This is a genomic window from Kitasatospora sp. NPDC023118, from assembly GCF_055560875.1.
Genome location: NZ_JBVHHW010000026.1, coordinates 89,819 through 112,370 on the forward strand (window position 1 = coordinate 89,819; position 22,552 = coordinate 112,370).

The window sequence follows — 22,552 nt, forward strand, 5'->3', positions numbered from 1 at the left end:
ATGGGCACTGCACCTGTAGTGCGAGGAGAGGAGCCCACCATGGGCATGCATCAGGCGATCGTCATCGGCGGCGGCATCGGCGGTCTCACCGCCGCCCTCGCCCTCCACCGGCAGGGCGTCCCCGTCGCCGTCCACGAGCGCGCCGCCTCCCTGGAACCCGTCGGCGCCGGCCTCGCCCTCGCCCCCAACGCCCTGCGCGCCCTCGACCGGCTCGGCGTCGGCCCTCGACTGCGCGCCCTCGCCACCCCGCACCCCGCCATCGGCGTGCGCCACCCCTCCGGCCCCTGGCTCGCCCGCACCAGCACGGCCGCCGTCCAGGCCCACTTCGGCGACCCGATCGCCGCCGTCGCGCGCGCCGACGTCATCGCCGCCCTGGTCGACGCGCTGCCGAAGGGCACCGTCCGCACCGATTCCCCCGCCACCCTGGTCACCCCGGGCGGCGCCGAGGAGCCCGCCGTCGTCCGCACCACTGACGGGGAGCAGCCAGCCGGACTGGTCGTCGCCGCCGACGGCATCCGCTCCGCCACCCGCGGCCTGCTCTTCCCCCACCACCCCGGCCCGCGCTACAGCGGCTTCACCACCTGGCGCACCATCGTCACCCCGGGCCGCCGGCCGGCCGCCGCCGGCGAGGTCTGGGGCCGCGGGCGGCTCGCCGGCATCGTCCCGCTCGCCGACGGCCGGGTCTACGTCTACGGCGCGGCCCTCGCCCCGGCCGGCGCCCGGGCGGCCAGCGAACACGCCGAACTCCAACGGCTGTTCGGCGACTGGTGCGAGCCCGTCCCGCAGCTGTTCGCGATGGCCGAGCCCGACCGCGTGCTCCGCCACGACGTCTGGGAACTCGCCGACCCCCTGCCCGCCCACCACCACGGCCGGGTCGCCCTCCTCGGCGACGCCGCCCACGCCATGTGCCCGTTCCTGGGCCAGGGCGCCTGCCAGGCCATCGAGGACGCCGTCGTCCTCGCCTCCCTGCTCACCTCCGACACCGACCTCGCCACCCCCCTCCCCGCCTACACCGCCACCCGCCTCCCCCGCACCACCGCCATCGTCACCGCCTCGCGCCGCATCGGCTCCCTCGTCGCCCTCCGCACCCCCACCACCGTCCTGCTCCGCGACACCGCCCTCACCCTCGCCGGCCTCCTCCCCACCCGGGCCCTGCTCAGCCGCTCCACCACCACCTACGGCTGGCGACCCCCGGCGCTGCGCACCGGGGCGTGATGCCTACGCCTGACCGGGCAACGGCCCGGCCGGCCGATCCACGCCGACCACGACGGCCACCATCGCGAGCACGCAGAGCGCGACCACCGTCTGTCTTCCCATCCTTCCTTTGCACTCCGTGCGGTCGCGACAGGAGTTCGCCGGAACGGCACGAACTCTGGCCAAGCCGGGCCGGATGTCGGTGCTGGTTGCGAGGATGGCAGGCATGGGTGACTCCAGCAGGGCCATTGCCGAGTACTGGGACGCGGCCGCGTCGTGCTTCGACGAGGAGCCGGATCACGGGTTGCGGGCGGCGGTGACGCGAGAAGCGTGGGCGCGGCGGGTTCGGGGGTGGTTGCCGGCGGGGCCGGTGGATGTGCTCGATGCCGGGTGCGGGACGGGCTCGTTGGCGGAGCTGGTCGCGGCGGGCGGGCATCGGGTGACGGGGGTGGATCTCGCGCCGCAGATGGTGGCGCGGGCGAGGGCGAAGCTCGCTGCGGCCGGGGTGGCGGGGCGGTTCCTGGTGGGCGATGCGGGCGCGCCGCCGGTGCGGGCGGGCAGCTTTGACGTGGTGCTGTCGCGCCATGTGATCTGGACGCTGCCCGAGCCGGAGCGGACACTGCGCGCCTGGGTACGGCTGCTCCGGCCCGGCGGGCGGCTGGTGCTGGTCGAGGGACGGTGGCGCGAGGCCGGCGGGCAGACGGCGCCGTACGTCGCCGACGCGGAGCGTCTGCCGTGGGGCGGGGGCGTTGGCGCGGAGGAACTCGCTGCGGCGGTACGGCCGTTGGTGTCCGAGCTGCGCGCCGAGCCGCTCAGCGGGGAGTCGGCGCTGTGGGGCGGCCCGGTGAGCGACGAGCGCTACGCGTTGATCGCGCAGCTTTGACCCGCCTCGGGCTCACGGCCCGGCCAACTCGCCCGGTTCGTCGGCCGGCAGATGCCCGACCCAGGACAAGGCAGCCTCAGGACCCGCCCGTACCGAAGGTCCCGTTGAGCGGGTCCCCGCGGAAGCAGGCGGCGCAGCGGAGGCGGGTGTAGATCGCCACCGTGCCCATGCAGACGTCCTCGCGGCCGTCCAGCGGGGAGCACGAGTCGGCGGGCTTTCCGCAGTCCATGCACAGGCGGTGGGGGCGGGCGGCGACGGAGCAGGCGCGGCAGACCAGGTGGGTCGGGTGCTCGGCGTGCACGACGACGGGCTGCGGACCGCCGTGCAGCAGATGGTCGCACCAGGTGCAGGACTCGTCCTGCTGCGCCGCCAGCATCCGGTCCCGGGTCTCCCGCTGCCACCTGGCCGCGTTCTGCAGCGGCACCTTCACCGGCGGACCCCACCCGGCGGCGGCGAGCCACCGAGCGCCCTCGGCGCCGGCCGCCCGCAGCTGGTCGTCGACGGCGATGTCCCTGGGGGTCTTGCGCTTCATCGGGCCTCTCCTCCAGTACGGCGTCCCCGTGGGATAACGCGGCCGGGCAGGTAGTGGACACGCGAACTACCGCGCCGTTACGGGCGCATGCCGTGCACGAGGGCAGGAAGCATCGCCTGCCAGGCGAGGAACGCGAAGGCGTGGGAGATGCGGCGAGGCCGTCCGGGCCACGACGTCCGGGAGGCGCTTCTCGCCCACCCAGTGCGGCGAGCTGCGGCGGGTGGTTTCGGCGGCCTGGTCGGGGCCGATCCGCCGTGCCGCCTGCTCGATCACCACCCCGCCCCCCTTGCGCCTGCCGCCGGGGACAGCACGGCAGGGGGCACTGGCGGCGGCTCAGTCGAGGAGCGATTCGGTGTCGCCGTGGGCGACGAGGAACTTGCGCAGCAGAGTGTCGAGCTGGGCGCGCTCGTCGGCGTCGAGTGCGGCGAGGATGCGCTCCTCGTTCTCCAGGTGGCCGGGCAGGATGGCGTCGATGAGCTCCTTGCCGGCCGGGGTGAGGCGGACCAGGACGGCGCGGCGGTCGCCCGGGCAGGGGTTGCGCTCGACCAGGCCCTTGGCGGAGAGCTTGTCCACGCGGTTGGTGATGGCGCCGGAGGTGACCATGGCGGACTTCAGCAAGCCGCGGGCGTTGAGCTCGTAGGGCTCGCCGGAGCGGCGGAGGGTGGCCAGGACGTCGAACTCGGAGGAGTCCAGGCCGCAGCTGGCGAAGTACTCGCGCAGGGCGTTGTCGACCCGGATGTTGGCCCGCCGCAGCCGGCCGATCAGGGCCATGGCCTCCAGGTCCAGGCCGGGGTCGGCCCTCCTCCACTGCTCGGCGATGTCGTCGACGGTGTCGCGCTGCTGCATGGTGGTCCGCCTCTCTACGGCCGGTCGCTGTCGTCGCGTATATCTTAACATTCACATACTTGACGTTCACCGATCTCCAGGCGTAGAAATACCTCAACGTTCAGATAATCAACGTTGAGGGGAACGCCATGGACCGCAAGCGCGCCGCGATCGCCGCCACCGCCGCACTCGCCCCGGCCGCCTGGGGCACCACCTACCTGGTCACCACCCAGCTGCTCCCCGAAGGCCGCCCGCTACTGCTCGCCGCCCTGCGGGCGCTGCCGGCCGGGCTGCTCCTGCTGCTGATCGGCCGCAAACTGCCCAAGGGGCGCTGGTGGGGGCGCGCGGCGGTGCTCGGGATGCTCAACATCGGGCTGTTCTTCCCCCTCACCTTCGTCGGCGCCTACCGGCTGCCCGGCGGCGTCGCGGCCACCATCGGGGCGATCCAGCCGCTGCTGGTCGCCGGGTTCTCGATCGGCGTGCTCCGGGTACGGCCCGGGCGAAGGGCGCTGCTCGCCGGGCTGGCCGGGGTCGGCGGGGTGGCGCTGCTGGTGCTCAAGAGCGGGGCCACGCTGGACGGCGTCGGGATCGCCGCGATGGTCACCGCGATCGGGCTGATGGCCATGGGCACCGTCCTCACCCGACGCTGGGGCCGCCCGGAGGGCGCCACCATGGTCGACCTCACCGCCTGGCAGCTCCTCGCCGGGTCGGTCTTCCTGGTCCCGCTCGCGGCGCTGGTCGAGGGCGCACCGCCGGCCCTGAGCGCCTCCAACCTGGCGGGCTTCGCCTACCTGGGGCTGCTCAGCACCGCGCTCGGGTACGTGCTGTGGTTCCGCGGCATCGAGCGCCTGGGCGCCGGGCCGGCCTCCTTCCTGGGGCTGATCAACCCGGTGGTGGCGACGGTCGGCGGCCTGGTCGTCCTCGGCCAGACCCTGACGGCCTGGCAGGTCCTGGGCCTCGTGCTGGCGCTCGGCGCCATGCTCGTCGGCCAGTCCCCGGCCCGCCGGGCCGCCACGGCGGGCCCGGCGCCCGACTCGGTGCCCGCGCCCCAGGCGGCAACGCCCCGGGCGGCAGCCGCCCGCTGACGGCTCCGCGCCCCCTCAGTCCCGCCGACCACGCGACCGGCGGGACTGAGGCATGGGGCGCGGAGCGGCTCAGCCGGTGGCGCGGATGTAGATGTCGGCGGAGCCCGGCAGGCCGCCGGGGATGGTGGCGACGTAGATCCGGCGGGCGCCGGCCGGGTGGACGGGGACGGCGGAAGGGGTCCAGCCGGGGGTCGGGGTAGCCGTCCAGGTGGGCGTGGACGCCGGGGAGGGAGTGACCTCCCCGGCCCCGGCCTTGGCGTCCGGCTCGGCCGAGGGCTCAGAGGGTCCATCGGACACATCGTCGGCGTCGGCGTCAGCGGCGGCGTCAGCGGCGGCACTCGCGTCGGCGGAGCCGCCGTCCGGCGGCTGCGCCGCGATGGCGACCGGGGCGGAGCTGGTCTCGGACGGGGACGGGGACGCGACCGCCGACGGAGCCGCGGAAGGGGACGCCGAAGGCTCCTCCTCCGGCAGCTCCGGCGCCTGCGCCGGCTCGTCCCCGCCCAGCGCCGCCGCCAGGTCCGGCGGCAGCGGGGCGGCCGGCCCGGGCGCCGGGAGGTCGTAGGTCTGCAGGAACTCCCCGAGCCCCGGGTCCTTCCCCCCGCTCAGCCGGTAGTGCAGGTACGCGACCGGCGCGCCGTCCGACGTCCGGGTGTAGACCGTGCTGACCGGCACGTAGTACCGCCCCGCGCCCGGGTGCTGGGAGGGGTGGAGGTCGGCCAGGCGCTCGGCGCGGTCGCGGTCGGTCTCCCGGCCGACCTGCCCGGCGGTGAGCGCGTTGACGCCGCGCACCACGAGGGCGGCGGCGACGGACACGCCGAGCACCAGTCCGACGGCGACGGTGCGCCGCAGGACCGGGCGGCCGTGCAGGGCGGGCCAGGAGTCGGTCACCATCCGCTCGGGTGGGATGCCGTCCACGGTTTCTCGCTCCCCCGTTTCGATCAGGACGTCCGATCGGAACATTCGATCAGTTCGATCAGGACGTCACACTCTGCTCGACGTGGGACCGTAGCCCAGAGTTCCTCAGCCCAGGTAGGCGGGGGCGACCGCGGCCTTGGTGACCAGCCGGGCGCTGCCGGAGCCGTCCGCCGGGACGGTCCACAGGTCGGCGCCGTAGTCCCCGGGCAGGGCGTAGAGCAGGGTGCCGTTGTCGGACCAGAGCGCCTGGTCGTCGATGTTGCGCTGCTCGGCGGTGGCGGTCTCCGTCCCGGTCGCGAGGTCGAGCACGTACAGCCGCCACGGGGAGTCGGCGGGCAGGCCGGGGACGCGCTTCTTGTACGCGATGCGGGTGCCGTCCGGGGAGAGCGAGGGGCACTCGACGTTGTCGTGCAGGGTGGTGAGGGTGCGGGCGGCGAGGTCGCCGCGGGCGAGGTGGGTCTGCCCGCCGGTGGCCACGGTGGCGTAGAAGGTGTTGTCGTCGGCGAAGGTGACGCCCCAGATGTTGATGTCGTGCGCCTGGTACGGGTGGCCGTCCTTGATGACGGTGAAGTCCTCCAGGTTCTCCCGCAGGTTCCAGTCCCGCACGTCCACGATCGAGCTGCGGGTGGAGAAGTTGGTGCCCGCGTAGGAGTCGCCGCTGACGAAGACCGTCCAGGCGGCGAGGTGGCCGGACGGCGAGACCCGGGAGCGGGTGGGGATCCCGGCGGCGGGGAAGGAGCGCAGCTCGTGCAGGTGGCCGTCCAGGACGACGGCGCGGTAGGTGTCCTCCAGCGCGCCGTGCTGGGCCTGCAGGCAGATGCCGGTGCCGGCGGCGGCGTGGAAGCGCAGGCACTGGACGCCGGAGGAGGTGCGCGGGCCCTCCGGCCGGTCGGCGGGGACGGTGGTGATCTCGTCCCGGTGCGGGCCCCAGGCCATGCTGCGGAACAGCAACTGACGCCCACTCGACGGGACTTGGAGGGACACCGGCCCCGGGTTGACGACCGGCCCGCCGGCCTGGGTGCGGTCGCGCTCGGCGGTGCGGTCGGCTGCGTAGAGCACGGCTCCGGTGCCGACCGCGCCGAGCACCAGGACGGCGACCAGCAGCACGATCACTCTGGTGCGGTTCTGCAGGTTCACAGGCTCTCCTCGTTCACGCGGTCTCCTCGGCGGCAACGGGTTCCGACCGGCGCAGCACCACCGCGGCGCCGCCCACGCACAGCGCCAGCGCCCCGGCCGACCAGGCCAGGGCGGTCGCGCCGCCCACCACGCTCCACAGCGCGCCGAACAGCAGCGAGCAGGCGAACCGGGCGAGCGCCTGCCCGGTGCCGACCAGGGCCAGTCCGGCGCCGCGCTGTTCGGCGGGCACCGTGTCGGCCGCGGCGGCGGCGAGCACCCCGTCGGTGGCGGCGTAGAAGGAGCCGTGCAGCACCAGCACGCAGATCACCGCGGGCAGCCCGCGCAGCGGCGACAGCAGCAGCCCGTACGCGAGCAGCAGCACCCCGTGCCCGAGCAGGAAGAGCCGGCGGCGGCCGATCCGGTCGGCGAGCGAGCCGAACGGGACGGCCAGCAGCAGGAAGGCGGCGGCGGTGCCGAGCGGCAGCAGCGGGAACAGGCTGACGGACAGGCCGAGTCGGCGCTGGGTCAGCAGGTAGAGGAAGGAGTCGCTGACGGTGGTGAGCCCGAGCAGCACGGCGCACAGGGTGAGCCGGCGCAGCCCGGGCAGGCGCAGCAGGGTGAGGCTGTCCCGTAGCGATGGGGCCGACGTTGACGGCACGTCACCTTCCTGCCGGTTCGGCACGAACAGCAGCAGGATCAGCACGCCCAGCGCGGCGACGCAGGAGCTGACCGTGAACACCGCGTCGTAGCCGTGCCGTTCGCCGCCGTCGGCGAGCAGCGGGCCGCCCGCGAGGCGCAGCACCAGGAAGGCGGTGAGCGGGCCGAGCAGGGCGCCGGCCGTGTCCATCGCGCGGTGCACGCCGAACGCCCTTCCGCGGTGGGCGGGTTCGGTGGCGAGCGAGATCATCGCGTCCCGGGGCGCGGTACGCAGGCCCTTGCCGGTGCGGTCCACGGCGATGACGGCGCCGATCAGCGGCACGGTGTGGACGAACAGCAGCAGCGGCCGACACAGCGCGGACAGCCCGTAGCCGACGGCCGCGACGGCCTTGTGGCGGGCGGCCCCGTCGCGGCCGCGGCGGTCGGCGAGGTGGCCGCCGACGAGGCGGACGAGGGCGCTGAAGCCGTTCTGGATGCCGTCGAGCAGCCCGAAGCCGAGCGGGGAGAGGCCGAGTCCGGTGAGCAGGTAGAGCGGCAGGACGGCACTGACCATCTCGGAGGAGATGTCGGTGACCATGCTGACGGCGCCGAGGGCGAGGACCGCCCCCGGCACGGCGCGCGGGGCGGCGCCCCGCCGCACCGGGCCGGGGGCCGGTGCGGCGGGGGCCTTGGAGCTGCGGGAGTCCGCGACGTACACGGGCGTCAGTTCCAGATGCCCGTGATGTCCGCGGCACCGGCGGAGTTGCCGGCGTGGGCGTTGACCCCGGCCAGGTCCTCCAGGGTGTGCAGCACGTCGTAGTGGTTGTAGGTGGTGGCGGTGGAGCTGCCCGGGGCGACGTGGGCGCCGTAGACCAGCGTCGGGATGCGGTTCCCGGCCAGTCGGTTGTCCTCGTCGAAGGTCACCACCAGCAGGCTGTTGTTGCTCTTGGCCCACTGGGCGTACGCGTCGAGGTTGGTCTGCAGCCAGGAGTCGCCGGTGCCCACCGAACAGTCGTGCATGTCGTCGCACAGGTCCGGGATGACGAAGGAGACCTTGGGCAGGGTCGTGAAGTCGGTCGGGAACGCATCCATGCCGTAGGCGGTGGAGGTGGGCACGTTGCCGAAGCCGAACCACGGGTTGTGCTTCTGGGCGTAGTCGCCGCTGCCGCAGTCGGTGGCGCCGGGGGCGGGCAGGCCCTCGTTGTAGCTGGCCCAGGTCTGGTTGGCGGCGAGCAGCTCGGAGGCCAGGTTCGGCTGCTGCAGCGCGCCGACGTCCACGCAGCTGTCGTCGACGATGCCCTGGGCACTGCCGGAGAACAGCATGTAGTAGTTGGGCTGGCTGGGGTGGGTGAGCGCGTACGACTGGGTCAGCGTCGCGCCGCCGGCCGCCAGGGTGCCGTTGATGTACGGCGCCTTCAAGCTGCCGATGACCTGCGAGTACGCGTGGTTCTCCAGCATGACGACGATCACGTGGTCGGGCGAGGGCAGGCCGGCGGCGGTGTCGGCGGCCGCGCTGCCGCCCGCGGCCCACAGGCCGAGCGAGCCGGCGACCAGGCCGAGGCCGGTGGCGAGGGCGGTGAGCGGACGGAGCTTGCGACGACGGGCGGGGCGCGGGCCGGCGGTGGGGGTGCCGGGGGTGCGGAGTCGTGCGAAGGCCATGCGGTCCTCCGTGTGTCGGGGCTTCCGGGGCGGGAGCGCCGAGAACAGTAGGATCGCGGCGTGTCGTGTACCGCACAAGAGAAGTGAAGAACAGACGAACAGCTGCGACGCCGTCCCCGCACGAAGCAACCGGGTCCGCGTCACGGGGGCGACGGAGTCCGCGTCGGATCTCACACGCGCCGCGATTGACCGGTTTCGGCCGCCCGTGGTGGGATCACGGGGGCCCGTCCATGTGGGGCCGGGGACGGTGAGGAGAACGGTACGTGATCGGACTGGTCGCCATCGACGGGGCCGTCCGGCCGCTCGCCGACGAACTGCACGCCGCCTGGCCGGAAAGCAGCCGCGTCCACCGCGCCTCGACGGGCAACTGCTTCCAACCACCTGACGCGATGTCCTTCGCCCTCAACCAGTACCGGCGGGTGGTCGCCTTCGCACCACTGCCGACGGTCGTCTCACTGCTCCAGCACTGGCACATCGATGTTCCGCGCGGTACGAGCCTGCTCTGCGTGGACCCTCAGCGGCGCTGGGTGATCCCGCTGGCCGGCGGGGAGACCGCCGAGGAACTGGCCCGGGAGGTGGAGGCCGCCCTCGGCGTCACACCGGTGCTCACCGGCTACCCGCCGGAACCCGAGCGCCCCGTGCCCACGCCGTCCCCGAACGTCCGACCCGACACGCCCGCGGACACCCCGATCCTGCGGGTCATCGACCAGGAGGACCCGGGCGACAGCGACATCCTGGTGTTCCCGCGCACCCTGGTGGTCGGGATCGGTGCGGGCAGCGGCACCGGGCGGGCCGAGGCGATGCGGCTGCTGGTGGACACCCTGGAGGAGAACGGCTTCGCCCGCTCCTCGGTGGCCCGGCTGGCCACCGTGGCCGGAAAGGCGGACCATCCGGCGGTGCGCTGGGCCGCGTCCTGCCTCGCCGGCGTACCGGTGGACGAGCACCCGACGACGAAGCTGGCGGACGTGCCGGTGCCGAACCCGTCCGCCGTGGTCGGTGCGGCCGTCGGCACCGCGAGCGTCGCCGAGGCGGCGGCGCTCGCGAGTGCACCCGGCGGTCAACTCCTGGTGACCAAACGGAAGTCCGCGACGGCGACGGTGGCGATCGCCCGAGCGGCAGTGCGCGGACGGCTGACCGTGATCGGTCTCGGGCCGGGCGCGCCGGACCAGCTGGGAACGCACGCGTTGACGCAACTGCGGAGCGCGTCGGCGGTGGTTGGCAGGCCGCAGGCGATCGAGGCGGTGGCCGAACTGCTCCGGCCGGGGACGCGGCAGGCCGCCGTGGCGGCGCCCGGGACGGTACTGAGCGCCAGCGGGCGGGTGGTGCCCTGGGCCTGCGTGGCGGTGGACGGCGCCGGAACGGTGGTCGACCACATCGGGGCAGCCGCCCAACTCGCCGCCCACGGCCACACCGTCGCGCTGGTCGCGCTCGGCGACGGCGCCGGGATCGCCGTGCCGCCGGGCCCGTACGACGTCCACCGGGTGCCCGGCCTTCCCGTTGACCAGCAAGGAGCCTCCACGTGACCGCCCCCGAACCCGACCTGCGCCACCACGGCGACGCCGAGGTGCGCGCCGACGGCCGCGGACTGGTCGACCTCGCGGTCAACGTCCGCACCGGCACGCCCCCGGCCTGGCTGCGCGAGCACCTGGCCGCCACCCTCGGCGACCTCTCCGCCTACCCCGACCAGGGCACCGCCCGCGCCGCGGTGGCCGCCCGGCACGGGCGCCCGGTCGAGGAGGTGCTGCTCACCTCGGGGGCGGCGGAGGCCTTCGTGCTGCTCGCCCGAGTGGTGACGGCGCATCACATCACCGTGGTGCACCCGCAGTTCACCGAGCCGGAGGCGGCGCTGCGGGACGCCGGGCACCGGGTGCACCGGGTCCTGCTCACTGCCGAGGACGGCTTCCGGCTCACCGCCGTCCCCGAGGAGGCGGACCTGGTCGTCCTCGGCAACCCCACCAACCCGACCTCCGTGCTGCACCCCGCCGGGGCCGTCGCCGCGCTCGCCCGCCCCGGGCGCACCCTGGTGGTGGACGAGGCGTTCATGGACACCGTCCCGGGCGAGCGGGAGTCCCTGGCCTCGGCCCGGGACCTGCCCGGCCAGGTCGTCGTCCTGCGCAGCCTCACCAAGACCTGGGGCCTGGCCGGGCTGCGGATCGGCTACGTCCTCGGACCGGCGCCGCTGATCGCCGCCCTCGGCGCCGCCCAGCCGCTCTGGCCGGTCTCCACCCCGGCCCTGGCCGCCGCCGAGGTCTGCAGCGGCCCGGCGGCGCTGGCCGAGGCGGAGCAGGCGGCCGCCGAACTGGCACTGTGGCGGGCGTACTTGGTGAAGGGCCTGGCCGCCGTCCCGGGCCTGCGGATGTACGGCGAACCGGCCGCCTCCTTCGTCCTGGTCCGACTGCCGGGCGCGGCGGCCGTCCGTGAGCGGCTGCGCGAGCAGGGCTTCGCCGTCCGACGCGGGGGCACCTTCCCCGGACTCGGCGAGGACTGGCTGCGGATCGCCGTCCGGGACGAGGAGACCACCGACCGCTTCCTCAACACCTTGGAGACGGTGCTCAGTTCAACCTGACACCGTTCAGCCTGACCCCGTCGCCGAGCTCGATCCGGCCGGGCGCGAGCACCTGCGCGTACACCCCGGCGCAGGGCAGCTCCGGCATGCCTTCCAGCGGGACCAGCCGGTTCCGCTCGGCCGGGATCCGCAGCGCCTCGGTGCGGCGGGGCAGCGGGCCGTGCCGCAGGGTCCGGCCCCGCCGGTCCACCTCGGCCGCCGAAAGCTCCTCCCCCAGCAGCGACTTCACCGAGTAGCGACGCAGCCGCTCGACGCTGCCGATCAGCACGCGTCCTGCGCCCACTCCCGCAGCGCCGCGAAGTGCAGCTCCCGCAGGCCGGCCCGCGGGTCGACCCACAGCGGCAGCGCCGGAGCCGGGTGGTTCGCCGCGATCCACTCGATGTCCTGCGGGCCGAGCTCGTCGTCCAGCCAGACGAACGGCCGCCCGGCCGCCCAGGCGACCAGCTCCCTGGTCTTCCAGTGCAGCCCGTCCGGTTGCTCCCGGAACACCTCCGTCCACGGTATGTACGGGAGTTCGGGCAGCCCGATGCGCGGCCCGATGAAGGTGTTCGCCTCGTCCATCCAGGTCGTCGCCCACACCAGCTCGTACGGCAACGCCAGCAACTCCGGCCCGTGGGCCGGGTTCAGCCACACCCGCAGCGGCTTCACCCGCTCCCTCGACTGCGGCGCGTTCCGGGCCACCCAGGACTCGGGCAGCAGCCGGTGGGTGTCGTAGCCCTCGGGCCGGCGCGTCTTCGGCGCGGCGTAGGGGTTGAGCGGTCCGTCCACGTCGAGCAGGAGCAGGGGCTGCTGGGTCATGCCGTGAATTGTCCGGCGACGACCGCTGATTGACCAGCGATTTGCCCTACCGCGCCCTGCCCACGCGGACGGCCGCCGTGGCCGGTGGACGGACAGGACCGGGGCGTTCACCGTGGTCGTGATCGCCCGCTCGACGCAGGAGGCGATCGTGCGCTCCTCCCCGCCGTTCTCGCCGAGGAAGACGAACTCGGGGTGACCGCTCACCACGTGGACCGCCGACTCCGAGTCGCCGTGATGTCGACGCCGAGGGCTGGCGGAACGCCCGCAGGCCCTCCCCCGAGCGGGGAAGGGCCTGCGGGCGTGGGTGCCTCAGGGGCGGATCAGACCTGGCCGGCCTTCTCCAGGGCCTCGCAGCAGGTGTTGATCAGGAGGCGGGTGACGACGTAGGGGTCGACGTTGGCGTTCGGGCGACGGTCCTCGATGTAGCCCTTCTTCTCCACCTCGACCTGCCACGGGATGCGGACCGAGGCGCCGCGGTCGGAGACGCCGTAGCTGTAGACGTTCCACGGGGCGGTCTCGTGCTTGCCGGTCAGGCGGGACTGGATGTCGTCACCGTACTGGTTGACGTGCTCCAGCACCTTCTCCTGGGAGGCGCCGAGGGACTCGCAGGCGGTGATGATGGCGTCGTAGCCCTCGCGCATCGCCTTGGTGGAGAAGTTGGTGTGCGCACCCGCGCCGTTCCAGTCGCCACGGGCCGGCTTGGCGTCCAGGGTGGCGTCGATGCCGAACTCCTCGGCGGTGCGGTACAGCAGGTAGCGGGCGATCCACAGGTCGTCCGAGACGGTCAGCGCGTCGACCGGGCCGATCTGGAACTCCCACTGGCCGGGCATGACCTCGGCGTTGATGCCGCAGATGGCCAGGCCGGCGTCGATGCAGCGGTCGAGGTGCAGCTCGACGATCTCGCGGCCGAAGACCTCCTCGGCGCCGACGCCGCAGTAGTAGCCGCCCTGCGGGGCCGGGAAGCCGCCCTCCGGGAAACCGAGCGGACGGGAGCCCTTGAAGAAGGTGTACTCCTGCTCGATGCCGAAGATCGACTCCTGCGCGGCGTACTTCTCCTCGACCTCACGCAGCAGGGCGCGGGTGTTGGACTCGTGCGGGGTACCGTCCGTCTCCAGGACCTCGCAGAGGACCAGGATGTTGTCACCACCGCGGATCGGGTCCTTGACGACCTTCACCGGCTCCAGCACGCGGTCCGAGGCGTGGCCCTCGGCCTGGTTGGTCGAGGAACCGTCGAAGCCCCAGGTGGGGATCTTGTCGGCGTTGGGCAGGACGCGAGTCTTGGAACGGAGCTTCGCGGTCGGCTTGGTGCCGTCGATCCAGATGTACTCGGCCTTGATTGCCACAGCGTGTCCCTCGCATTGCTGGGTGGTGGGTGCCCGCGTAGCGTCGCAAGCCGCCGTTTCCCGGTTGTTCCTCTCATGTAACGCGCATGTGAACCAACCGTCCGCGTTGGCACGGTCACGGTGCGGGAGTGCCGGGTGCGGCACTCCCGCCCTCAAGGGTGCCCCCGGCCCGGTGCCGGCCTCAGCGCCCCCGGCCCGGTGCCGGCCTCAGTGCCGATGGGCGTGCGCGGCCCGGCGGCGCCGGGTGGCCCAGAGAGCGGCCGCCCCGCCCGCGACCAGGGCGGCGGCCCCGGCGGCCAGCGGGCCGGTGGCGCTGCTGCCGCCGGTGGCGGCGAGCTTCTGCGGCTTCTCCACCGCCGCCTGCGGCACGGCGGCCCGCGAGGTGGTGGCGTCGGCCACCGGCTGGGCGGCGGGCGCGCTGGTGGGGGCGGTGCTCGGGGCGTCCGTGGCGGAGGGGGTGGCCGGCGGTGCGGTGGGCTTCTCGCAGCTCACCGAGGCGACGGTGATCGTCCCGGTGACCTTGGCGACGTTCAGGTTCAACGGGTTCACCTCCACCTGTACCTCCAGTGCCGAGGCGGCGGCGGTGGTCGTGGTGGTGGTCCTCTTGGAGAACTCCACCGACACGCTGCCGACCATCGGCACGTCGACCTTGGTCGGGCCGTACAGCCCGACGGTGACCGGCTTGCCCAGCACGCTCAGCCTGGTGGGCGCGACCACGTTCGCGGTCGGCTGCCCGTCGACCGGGCAGGTCACCTCGGCACTCATCGCCTCCAGGCCGAGCAGCGCGGTGGCGGGCAGGCCGGGAGCGTGCACGTCGGCGTTGACCAGCTTGACGGAGGCGGCGGTGCCCTTGGCGTCGGCGCGGGTGACGGACTTGCCGATGTCGGCCTTGACCAGCTCGACCGGGCCGGGCTGGTCGACCCCGTCCACCTTGGCGGTGAGCACCGAACCGTCCCTCTGCTCCGGTGTCTCCACCTTGTTGAGCGCGATGTTCACGGGTACGTCCACCGCCTTGTTCAACAGGCTGACGTCCAGGTCGAGTTCGGCGGTGACGGCGCGCGCCTTCCCGGGGGAGGGCGTGGCGGCCGGGGCCGGGGCGGCCTGGACGGGCGCGGCGGTGAGCAGTGTGCTCACCACCACGGCGGCGGATGCGGAAACGACTCGGCGAGAAGACATGGCGGTACCCCTACACAGATGAAACGATGAGCCGCCAGTCTTCTCGAACTATCCGTCACATGAGCAATACGGAGCGTCATTTCACCCGTTGGAGTGAGATCGACGTTCCACGCCGACCACGGTCTGCTATGGCAGCAACTCCCCTACGGCAGCCGCCAGTCCACCGGCTGCGCCCCCTGCCGCACCAGCAGCTCGTTCGCCCGGCTGAACGGCCGGGAGCCGAAGAAGCCGCCGTTCGCCGAGTACGGGCTCGGGTGCGCCGACTCGATCGCCGGGATCTCCCCCAGCAGCGGCCGCAGGTTACGGGCGTCGCGCCCCCACAGGATCGCCACCAGCGGGCCGCCGCGCGCCGCCAGCGCCCGGATCGCCTGCTCGGTGACCTCCTCCCAGCCCTTGCCCCGGTGCGCGGCCGGCTTGCGCGGCGCGGTGGTCAGCGCCCGGTTGAGCAGCAGCACGCCCTGGTTGGTCCACGGGGTGAGGTCCCCGCTGGACGGCTGCGGCAGGCCGAGGTCGTTGCCGTACTCCTGGAAGATGTTGATCAGGCTTGCCGGGATCGGCCGCACCTCCGGCCCCACCGAGAAGCTGAGCCCGACGGCGTGGCCGGGGGTCGGGTACGGGTCCTGCCCGACGATCAGCACCCGCACGTCGGCGAAGGGCTGCTGGAAGGCCCGCAGCACGTTCGGCCCGGACGGCAGGTAGGTACGGCCGGCGGCCAGTTCGGCGCGCAGGAAGTCGCCCATGGCGGCGACCCGCCCGGCGACCGGCTCCAGGGCGGTGGCCCAACCGGGCTCGACGATCTCGTTCAGTGGACGCGGTGCCATGGTGGCCACCCTATCGGCCTACACCGACAGCGCGTTCAGCGGATGATCATGTGAACGAGAAGCCGGACGAGGGCCCCGTGCGGAGCACCGGATCACCCCACCGGCCGCCCCCGCAGCACCACCAACCCCGGATCCGCGAGCACCCGGACGTCCGCCCGGGGGTCCTCCCCGTACACCACGAAGTCCGCCGAGGCGCCCTCCGCCAGCCCCGGCCGCCCCAGCCACTCCCGCGCGCCCCAACTCGCCGCCGACAGCGCCTCGGCCGGGCTCAGCCCCGCCTTCACCAGCTCGGCCACCTCGTCCGCGACCAAGCCGTGCGCGAGCGAGCCGCCCGCGTCCGTACCGACGAAGATCGGGATGCCGGCGTCGTGCGCGGCGCCCACGGTGTCGTACCGGCGCTCGTGCAGCCGCCGCATGTGCGCCGACCAGGCCGGGAACTTCTTCTCGCCGCCGGCCGCCAGCTCCGGAAAGGTGGCGATGTTGACCAGCGTCGGGACGATCGCCACCCCGCGCTCGGCGAAGGCCGGGATCAGCTCCTCGGTCAGCCCGGTGGCGTGCTCGACGCAGTCGATCCCGGCCGCCAGCAGGTCCGGCAGCGACTCGGCCGCGAAGCAGTGCGCGGTGACCCGCGCGCCCTCCTCGTGCGCCGCCGCGATCGCCTCGACCAGCGCGTCGCCGGGCCAGCAGGCGGCGAGGTCGCCGCGCTCGCGGTCGATCCAGTCACCGACCAGCTTCACCCAGCCGTCCCCGCGCCGGGCCTCGGCCCGGACGTAGGCGGCGAGGTCGCCGGGCTCGATCTCGTGCGCGTAGTTGCGGATGTAGCGGCGGGTGCGGGCGATATGCCGCCCGGCGCGGATGATCCGGGGCAGGTCCTCGCGCTCGTCGATCCAGCGGGTGTCGGCGGCCGAGCCGGCGTCGCGGATCAGCAGGGTGCCGGCATCACGGTCGGTGAGCGCCTGCTTCTCGCTGGTCTCGGCGTCCACGGCGCCGTGCGCGTCCAGTCCGACGTGGCAGTGGGCGTCCACCAGGCCGGGCAGCACGAAGCCGGTCACCGTCCGGACGTCCCCGGCGGTCGGCGGGCAGGTGAAGGTCACCCGGCCGTCCACCACCCAGAGTTCGTCCCGGACCTCCTCCGGACCGACCAGCACCCGACCCCGGACGCGCAGCACCGCACCTTCGCTCATGGCCGCACTCTACCGACGGGGGCGTTCCGTGTAAGCAGTGAGAATGCGGCAGACTCGTTGCGGCACCCACCCACCCTGCGAAAGGTCGCCCAGTGAGTCCGTTCCTCGACCTCCCCCCGCTCAGCGCCGCCGAGTTCGCGGCGATCGAGGACCAGGTGGCCGCGCTGCTGCACACCGAGGCCGACGTGATCGTGACCCAGGGTGAGGCGCTCCTCCCGCTGGAGGCCGCGATCCGCGGCGCCGCGCACCCGGGCTCCACCGCGCTGAACATCGTCACCGGCCCGTACGGGCAGACCTTCGGCACCTGGCTGCGCTCCTGCGGGGCCGAGGTCGTCGACCTCGCCGTCCCCTTCGACAGTGCCGTGAGCGCCGAGCAGGTGGCCGAGGCCCTGGCCGCCAACCCGGCCGTCGACTTCGTCTCCCTGGTGCACGCCGAGGCCGCGACCGGCAACACCAACCCGGTCGCGGAGATCGCCGCCGTGGTCCGCGAGCACGGCGCCCTGCTGATGCTCGACGCGGTCGCCTCGGTCGCCGCCGAGCCGCTGCTCACCGACGAGTGGGGCATCGACCTGTGCGTGATCGGCGGCCAGAAGGCGATGGGCGGCCCGGCCGGGGTCTCCGCCGTCTCCGTCTCCGAGCGCGCCTGGGAGCGGATCGCCGCCAACCCGGCCGCCCCGCGCCGCTCCTACCTCTCCCTCCTGGACTGGAAAGAGCGCTGGACCGACGCCGGTCGCGCCGTACTCCCGCACGCCCCGGCCCAGTTGGAGATGCTGGCGCTCGGCGCCTGCCTGGACCGGATCGCCGCCGACGGCCTGCCCGCCGTGATCGCCCGCCACCGCGCCGCCTCCGCCGCCACCCGGGCCGGCGTCCGAGCACTCGGCACCCTCACCCCGTACGTCCACGAGGACGCCCACGCGGCCCCGGTCGCCACCACCCTGCGCACCCCGGCCGGCCTGCACGCCGCCGAGCTCGCCGCCACCCTCGACCCGGCCCTGCCGGTCCAGCCCGGCGGCGGCGCCCTGGCCGCCGGGATGCTGCGGGTCAACCACTACGGCCCGGCGGCCTCGCTGGAGACCGTCGGCTCCTGCCTGACCGCCCTCGCGACGGCCACGAAGGCCGAGGCCGGGCCCGCTCTGCTGGCCGCCGAGGCCGCCTGGGCCGCGACCGTCCAGGCGTAGCGTCACGACGAAGCGGCCCCCTGTTCTCCGAGCGGGGGGCCGCTCCTCGTCCAAGCGCTCAGTGCCCGCCCGCGTCCACCACCTCGACGCCGCGGATGTTCCGCTCGATATCCTCCGCCGGCAGCGAGACGGACAGCGCCCAGTAGTAGACGACCAGCGAGAACAGCGCCACGACCGCGATGTCCCACCACAGCGGCAGGTTCCCCCGGGCGCCCACGCCGAAGGTGCCCTGCCAGGAGATGATCCCCATCCCGACCAGGTAGACCGGCAGCCACTGCCCGGCCTTGAAGTCCATCCGCGGCGCGTTCGGCACCCCCTTCGCGGCGGCGTACGCGGAGTACCCGCCGAGCAGCACGTACCCGATCACGATCGCCAGCCCGAGGCGCCACAGGGTGTCCCAGCCGGACCAGTAGATGACCAGGCCCGACACCACGAAGGCCAGTGGGGAGATGATCGTGCCGCCGGGCACGCGGTACGAGCGCTCCATCCCCGGCAGCCGCTTGCGCAGCACCCCGAAGGCCAGCGGCGCGCCCGCGTACATCAGCACGACGGCCGAGGTGATGAAGCCGACCAGCCGCTGCCAGCTCGGGAAGGGCAGGAAGCAGAGCACCCCGGCGACCCAGGCGATGACCAGGCCGAGCCAGGGCACCGAGTTGCGGTCGGTGTACTGCAGGGCGGGCGGCGCGTATCCGTTGCGGCTCAGGCCGTAGGTGACCCGGGAGCTGGAGGTGATGTAGACCAGCCCCGTGCCGGCCGGCGAGATGACGGCGTCGATGAAGAGCACTGTCGCCAGCCAGCCGAGGCCGATCAGCGTCGCGAGGCCCGCGAACGGGCCGCTGATGCCGGGGTAGTCCAGCTTGGCCCAGCCGCCCGCGAAGGCCGACGGCGGCAGAGCGCCGATGAACACCACCTGGAGCAGCACGTAGACGATCGTGCCGATCACCACCGACCCGAGGACGGCCCGGGGGATGTCCCGGCGGGGGTTGCGGCTCTCCCCCGCCCACTGGATGGCCTGCTCGAAGCCCAGCAGCGCGAAGATCACCCCGCTGGTGCTGATGGCCGCCAGCACACCCTTGGCCCCGCCCGGCGCGAAGCCGTGAGTGGTGAGGTTGGAAACGTGGAACTCGGTGAACCCGAGCGCGACGATGGTCAGGATCGGGATGGCGACCTTCCACACGGTGGCGGCGCTGTTGGTGTGCGCGAGCAGTCGGACGCCGAGGAAGTTGATCGCGACGAACACACCCAGCAGCACGGCCGCGACCAGGAAGCCCGTCCCGGTCAGCGTCAGATCCTTGTTCAGGAAGCCGTGCGCCCAGGTCCAGTGCCGGGCGTAGTTGATCATCGCCTGCACTTCGATCGGCGCGATGGTCGCCGCCTGCAGCCAGGTGAACCAGCCGAACGACATTCCCGCGAACCCGCCGAAGGCGTAGTGCGGATACCGCGCTGTACCACCCGCCACCGGGAACAGCCCGCCCAGCTCGGCGTGGATCAGTGCCAGAAGGATGATCGCCACCGCGCCGATGCCCCAGGACAACAGGGCGGCGGGCCCGGCCGCCACCGCCGCCTTCTGCGCCCCGAACAGCCAGCCCGAGCCGATGATGGCTCCGACCGAGGCCCAGAGCAGTCCGACGAGGCCGACCTCACGCTTGAGCCCGGCCTTCCCCGTGGGGGGCGATGACGCGGTGTCGGGATGGGCCATGGCGCAGCCGCCTCTCGCCTCGGGGAAATCCCCCCGACAGTGCCGCAGCACCCGGGACTCCCCCACGCCGAAACGCGCTCCGGCCCACCCCTGTCAGCCAGACGGAGGAAGAGGCCTCCGGTGCCGCCCGGTCCCTCTCCTCAGCAATGCCACCGGTGTGTCGTCCTGCGGCTCGGTCAGCTCCCCGTCGCGCCGCATGATCAGCGGATACGCCTCCGAGAAGTCTGCGGCGACGGCCACCGGCCGCCAGGCATTCCCGTCCCACTCGACCACCAGCCGGGGAACATCCTCGAACGGATGCAGCCCCCGCCGGTCCTCGGGCGCGAGCACCAACGCATCCCGCGTCCCCGCCGGCCGGTCCCGACCGGCCCGGGCGCCGTACCACTCCACGAGCGATTCGTCCTCGGGAAAGACCACGTCCTGATCCTCCAGCTCGGTATCGCCCCGAGGTTAGCCCGTTGCGCTCGCTCGAACTCGGAACAAACCGCCCCGGCCGACGAGGCCGGGGCGGTTCATCCGCTCGCTCAGACGGCGCCGAACTCCCCGCATCGCACGGCGAAGACGAAGGCCGACCAGGCGTCGGCCGGGAAGACCAGGGCGGGGCCGTCAGGATCCTTGCTGTCCCGCACGGGCACCCGGTCGAGGAAGCCGTCCGCGACCTCCACGCACTGCCCCTCCTGGACGCTGTAGCTACTCGTGCGCCATGCAGCGCCTGTCAGATCATCCATCCTCAAAACCTCTCCGAACTTGCCGGATGAACTCTCGGCTCTCCGAGCGGGACAACGCCTCGACTTGTAGTTGATCGTACTCACCAGCCCACTCGGCCAAGGTGCCTGGTTCCCGCTCAAGGAAGCCGCGTCGCTGTGTCTCGCCGTATCCCACGATGGTCCTGTTCGGCAGAGTCAGCAAGGTAATTGGAAGCCCAAACGGCCTGTCCTCGCCGAGCGAGAACGGGCTGATCTGCACAACCATCTGAGGCTGGGCGGACAGTTCCTCCAGATGTTCGAGCTGCTCCACCATGACGTCCCGGCCGCCGATAGCTCGGCGCAGGCAACCCTCGTCTATGACCGCGTGGACTCGGGGTGCCGGATGCTGGCTCAGACGTTGCTGTCGATGCAGCAGCAGCAAGAGTCGATCTTCCGCCTGCTGTTGAGTTGCCCACCCTCGGCGAACTCGCGCTTCCTGGTAGGCCCTCGCGTAAGCAGGTGTCTGGAAGAGGCTCGGAATGATGTTGATCTCGAACAACCGCAGGGCCACGGCATCCGCCTCACTGCGCAGGTACTCGCCGAATCCCTCAAACAGAACTCTCTGCCCCAACTTGCGCCACCCTCGCTCGAATCGCTCAGGCGTCTCGAACGCGACATCAAGTCTTCTAGAAAATGGAAGAGTTGGAGGCTTGCGGCCAGTTTCGACGGCGGACACATGAACGGCCGAGTATCCAATGAGGGCCGCCAGGCGTTCCTGCGTCCAGCCTCTCGCCTCTCGCAACTCGCGAAGCTCCGCACCGAACTTGGCAGCGGGCGAGGCATCCGGATCAAGTTCCTTGCGATTCATGATCGTTGGAGGCTCTTCCTTCCTTGGGGAAAGGTTGAAGTACTCCACACCCTAGACCACAGTTGGGACTCCGGGTAGCCATCTCACTACTGAGAGGAGTGGGCCTTGGAGCTGCAACAAACCCCTTCCGCCCCGCATTCCCCCCACCTCCGCGAGGCCAGCACGACCCCCACCGGGCGCTTCCAGGTGGTGATCTATCTGGCCAAGACCAGCCCCGCCTTCCCCGAGTTGGAGATGTGCAGCTGCGAGGAGTACGCGCTCACCCACAACTGGGACGTCGCCCTCACCGTCGTGGACGACGAGATGGAGAAGCCCCCGGATCAACGCCCCCTGCTCCTGGCCGCATTGCAGACGATCAAGGACAGGAGCGCCGGAGCGATCCTGATCCCTTCCAAGGCGGCCCTCTCCCCCATCGAGGGCGAGTTCGACGAGTTCGCCAGCCAGGTCGAGAAGGCCGGCGGGTTCGTCCAGGTGGCCCGCCGATGAGCCAGCGCTACGGGATCGTCCCCGCCGACGCCCACAACGGCGCGTCGTACCCGGTCTGGTTCATCCAGGACCGTGAGACCGGCCACCTGGTGAAGGCGCTGCCGCCCCGCCCCGAACCGCTGCGGTTCTACTCGTACGACCAGGCGGAGCGATGGGCGCGCGCCAACGAGAAGGCTTGCCCGGACCCGGAAGTCGCCTGATGCCCACCGCCCTCTCCCACAAGCGATACGAGATCCGCCTGATCAACTCCCGGAGCCCGCACTTCCTCCTGGTGGAGTGCTGGGGCCTGTGGGACCCGAACCAGCATCAGTACCTCCGCGTGCGAGGCGGCTCGGACAGGATCAGACGCTTCTACACCCAGGCCGCCGCCGAGGCCTACCTCCGCTCCACACCCGACAGCTGCCCGTAGCGGGCACACGGGGTTTCCGAGCGGCCCGTCCTGCCGAGCAGGACGGGCCACTCGACAGGACCGCCGGGCTCAGGACGGCGCCTCGGCGAGGGTGCGGAACTCGCGGGCGCGGGCGGCGGTCGGGCGGGCATCGGACCGCCCAGGCCCGACCCGGTGACCGAGGGCACCAGAGAAACCGCCTTCCCCGGACCGGACCACGTCGGCGGGGTGCGGGTGATCGTTTCCTGGCACCCACAGATTTGGCAGGTCTGGACCACTGCGTGCAACCACTTTCGGCCGCTCCTCCCGGCACAGTTCCCGCAGCGTTCACCCGCCCGGCACACAGAACTCACCGGGGACCGGCAGGCTCCGGCCCAGCGGGTGAAGTTGGCTATACAACTCAACCCTGGCTGGATGCCGAGGAGTCTCAATGATTGAGTCAAGCCGTCTGCGCGGCCGGATCGGGGGTGAAGACCCGGTTGTCGCGCAGGAGGGCCCACAGGACGCTGACCCG

25 protein-coding genes are annotated in these 22,552 nt (G+C 72.8%); 9 read left to right on the forward strand and 16 right to left on the reverse strand.

Annotated elements, in window-relative coordinates:
* The first annotated feature begins 39 nt into the window (after nucleotides 1-39).
* The gene (locus ACZ3UD_RS28820; protein ID WP_465593847.1) at nucleotides 40-1,215 is read left to right on the forward strand and encodes an FAD-dependent monooxygenase; all 1,176 of its coding nucleotides are present in this window, start codon (nucleotides 40-42) and stop codon (nucleotides 1,213-1,215) included.
* Nucleotides 1,216-1,420: 205 nt separating this feature from the next.
* Nucleotides 1,421-2,077 (forward strand): class I SAM-dependent methyltransferase, encoded by a 657-nt coding sequence (locus ACZ3UD_RS28825; protein WP_465593850.1) that lies wholly within the window; start codon nucleotides 1,421-1,423, stop codon nucleotides 2,075-2,077.
* Nucleotides 2,078-2,153: 76 nt separating this feature from the next.
* On the opposite strand, the gene ACZ3UD_RS28830 is transcribed toward ACZ3UD_RS28825, so the two are convergent.
* Both ACZ3UD_RS28830 and ACZ3UD_RS28835 read right to left on the reverse strand, forming a co-directional pair.
* Nucleotides 2,154-2,609: a hypothetical protein gene (locus ACZ3UD_RS28830; RefSeq protein ID WP_465593853.1), complete on the reverse strand. Its 456-nt coding sequence runs from the start codon at nucleotides 2,607-2,609 to the stop codon at nucleotides 2,154-2,156.
* A gap of 333 nt (nucleotides 2,610-2,942) precedes the next feature.
* Nucleotides 2,943-3,455, reverse strand: coding sequence for a MarR family winged helix-turn-helix transcriptional regulator (locus tag ACZ3UD_RS28835; RefSeq protein WP_465593856.1), 513 nt, complete (start codon nucleotides 3,453-3,455; stop codon nucleotides 2,943-2,945).
* Between the two features lie 128 nt (nucleotides 3,456-3,583).
* On the opposite strand from ACZ3UD_RS28835, the gene ACZ3UD_RS28840 reads away from it, so the two are divergent.
* Nucleotides 3,584-4,519 (forward strand): EamA family transporter, encoded by a 936-nt coding sequence (locus tag ACZ3UD_RS28840; protein WP_465593859.1) that lies wholly within the window; start codon nucleotides 3,584-3,586, stop codon nucleotides 4,517-4,519.
* Nucleotides 4,520-4,588: 69 nt separating this feature from the next.
* Here ACZ3UD_RS28840 and ACZ3UD_RS28845 read toward each other — a convergent pair whose 3' ends face one another.
* The 4 genes from ACZ3UD_RS28845 to ACZ3UD_RS28860 form a co-directional block, all read right to left on the reverse strand.
* Nucleotides 4,589-5,434, reverse strand: a complete 846-nt coding sequence (locus tag ACZ3UD_RS28845) for a hypothetical protein (protein ID WP_465593862.1) — start codon at nucleotides 5,432-5,434, stop codon at nucleotides 4,589-4,591.
* A 105-nt stretch (nucleotides 5,435-5,539) separates the two neighbouring features.
* Nucleotides 5,540-6,565, reverse strand: a complete 1,026-nt coding sequence (locus tag ACZ3UD_RS28850; RefSeq protein ID WP_465593934.1) for a TolB-like translocation protein — start codon at nucleotides 6,563-6,565, stop codon at nucleotides 5,540-5,542.
* 19 nt (nucleotides 6,566-6,584) lie between these two features.
* Nucleotides 6,585-7,904, reverse strand: coding sequence for an MFS transporter (locus ACZ3UD_RS28855; RefSeq protein WP_465593865.1), 1,320 nt, complete (start codon nucleotides 7,902-7,904; stop codon nucleotides 6,585-6,587).
* Between the two features lie 5 nt (nucleotides 7,905-7,909).
* Nucleotides 7,910-8,845 (reverse strand): alkaline phosphatase family protein, encoded by a 936-nt coding sequence (locus tag ACZ3UD_RS28860; protein ID WP_465593868.1) that lies wholly within the window; start codon nucleotides 8,843-8,845, stop codon nucleotides 7,910-7,912.
* A 263-nt stretch (nucleotides 8,846-9,108) separates the two neighbouring features.
* Here ACZ3UD_RS28860 and ACZ3UD_RS28865 point away from each other — a divergent pair, with 263 nt between their 5' ends.
* On the forward strand, nucleotides 9,109-10,368 hold the full coding sequence (locus ACZ3UD_RS28865) for a cobalamin biosynthesis protein (RefSeq protein WP_465593871.1): 1,260 nt from the start codon (nucleotides 9,109-9,111) through the stop codon (nucleotides 10,366-10,368).
* Nucleotides 10,365-11,411 (forward strand): Rv2231c family pyridoxal phosphate-dependent protein CobC, encoded by a 1,047-nt coding sequence (gene cobC / locus ACZ3UD_RS28870; RefSeq protein ID WP_465593876.1) that lies wholly within the window; start codon nucleotides 10,365-10,367, stop codon nucleotides 11,409-11,411. The genes ACZ3UD_RS28865 and cobC overlap by 4 nt, the downstream gene beginning before the upstream one ends.
* Here the strand turns inward: cobC and ACZ3UD_RS28875 are convergent.
* From ACZ3UD_RS28875 to ACZ3UD_RS28900, 6 genes are all read right to left on the reverse strand, one after another.
* Complete coding sequence (locus tag ACZ3UD_RS28875) at nucleotides 11,398-11,679, reverse strand: hypothetical protein (protein WP_465593879.1); 282 nt, start codon at nucleotides 11,677-11,679, stop codon at nucleotides 11,398-11,400. The genes cobC and ACZ3UD_RS28875 overlap by 14 nt on opposite strands.
* Nucleotides 11,673-12,209, reverse strand: coding sequence for a hypothetical protein (locus ACZ3UD_RS28880; RefSeq protein WP_465593882.1), 537 nt, complete (start codon nucleotides 12,207-12,209; stop codon nucleotides 11,673-11,675). The genes ACZ3UD_RS28875 and ACZ3UD_RS28880 overlap by 7 nt, the downstream gene beginning before the upstream one ends.
* Before the next feature lie 320 nt (nucleotides 12,210-12,529).
* Nucleotides 12,530-13,552, reverse strand: coding sequence for a glutamine synthetase (gene glnII, locus ACZ3UD_RS28885; RefSeq protein WP_402820819.1), 1,023 nt, complete (start codon nucleotides 13,550-13,552; stop codon nucleotides 12,530-12,532).
* A 207-nt stretch (nucleotides 13,553-13,759) separates the two neighbouring features.
* Nucleotides 13,760-14,728 (reverse strand): SCO1860 family LAETG-anchored protein, encoded by a 969-nt coding sequence (locus ACZ3UD_RS28890; RefSeq protein WP_465593886.1) that lies wholly within the window; start codon nucleotides 14,726-14,728, stop codon nucleotides 13,760-13,762.
* A 143-nt stretch (nucleotides 14,729-14,871) separates the two neighbouring features.
* Nucleotides 14,872-15,549 (reverse strand): uracil-DNA glycosylase, encoded by a 678-nt coding sequence (locus ACZ3UD_RS28895; RefSeq protein WP_465593889.1) that lies wholly within the window; start codon nucleotides 15,547-15,549, stop codon nucleotides 14,872-14,874.
* 92 nt (nucleotides 15,550-15,641) lie between these two features.
* Entirely contained in the window at nucleotides 15,642-16,733 is a 1,092-nt protein-coding gene (locus ACZ3UD_RS28900; RefSeq protein ID WP_465593892.1) for an amidohydrolase family protein, read from the reverse strand.
* 92 nt (nucleotides 16,734-16,825) lie between these two features.
* On the opposite strand from ACZ3UD_RS28900, the gene ACZ3UD_RS28905 reads away from it, so the two are divergent.
* Nucleotides 16,826-17,911 (forward strand): pyridoxal-phosphate-dependent aminotransferase family protein, encoded by a 1,086-nt coding sequence (locus ACZ3UD_RS28905; RefSeq protein ID WP_465593893.1) that lies wholly within the window; start codon nucleotides 16,826-16,828, stop codon nucleotides 17,909-17,911.
* 58 nt (nucleotides 17,912-17,969) lie between these two features.
* On the opposite strand, the gene ACZ3UD_RS28910 is transcribed toward ACZ3UD_RS28905, so the two are convergent.
* The 4 genes from ACZ3UD_RS28910 to ACZ3UD_RS28925 form a co-directional block, all read right to left on the reverse strand.
* On the reverse strand, nucleotides 17,970-19,610 hold the full coding sequence (locus ACZ3UD_RS28910; protein ID WP_465593896.1) for an APC family permease: 1,641 nt from the start codon (nucleotides 19,608-19,610) through the stop codon (nucleotides 17,970-17,972).
* 93 nt (nucleotides 19,611-19,703) lie between these two features.
* Nucleotides 19,704-20,027 (reverse strand): DUF6087 family protein, encoded by a 324-nt coding sequence (locus ACZ3UD_RS28915; RefSeq protein WP_465593899.1) that lies wholly within the window; start codon nucleotides 20,025-20,027, stop codon nucleotides 19,704-19,706.
* 107 nt (nucleotides 20,028-20,134) lie between these two features.
* Nucleotides 20,135-20,338 (reverse strand): DUF397 domain-containing protein, encoded by a 204-nt coding sequence (locus ACZ3UD_RS28920; RefSeq protein WP_465593902.1) that lies wholly within the window; start codon nucleotides 20,336-20,338, stop codon nucleotides 20,135-20,137.
* Nucleotides 20,331-21,212: a helix-turn-helix domain-containing protein gene (locus ACZ3UD_RS28925; protein ID WP_465593905.1), complete on the reverse strand. Its 882-nt coding sequence runs from the start codon at nucleotides 21,210-21,212 to the stop codon at nucleotides 20,331-20,333. Before ACZ3UD_RS28925 ends, ACZ3UD_RS28920 begins: the two co-directional genes overlap by 8 nt.
* Before the next feature lie 57 nt (nucleotides 21,213-21,269).
* On the opposite strand from ACZ3UD_RS28925, the gene ACZ3UD_RS28930 reads away from it, so the two are divergent.
* The 3 genes from ACZ3UD_RS28930 to ACZ3UD_RS28940 are packed head-to-tail and all read left to right on the forward strand — an operon-like array spanning nucleotide 21,270 to nucleotide 22,059.
* Entirely contained in the window at nucleotides 21,270-21,650 is a 381-nt protein-coding gene (locus ACZ3UD_RS28930) for a recombinase family protein (protein WP_465593908.1), read from the forward strand.
* Entirely contained in the window at nucleotides 21,647-21,850 is a 204-nt protein-coding gene (locus ACZ3UD_RS28935) for a hypothetical protein (protein ID WP_465593911.1), read from the forward strand. Before ACZ3UD_RS28930 ends, ACZ3UD_RS28935 begins: the two co-directional genes overlap by 4 nt.
* Nucleotides 21,850-22,059, forward strand: a complete 210-nt coding sequence (locus tag ACZ3UD_RS28940) for a hypothetical protein (protein WP_465593913.1) — start codon at nucleotides 21,850-21,852, stop codon at nucleotides 22,057-22,059. Before ACZ3UD_RS28935 ends, ACZ3UD_RS28940 begins: the two co-directional genes overlap by 1 nt.
* Nucleotides 22,060-22,552 lie beyond the last annotated feature (493 nt).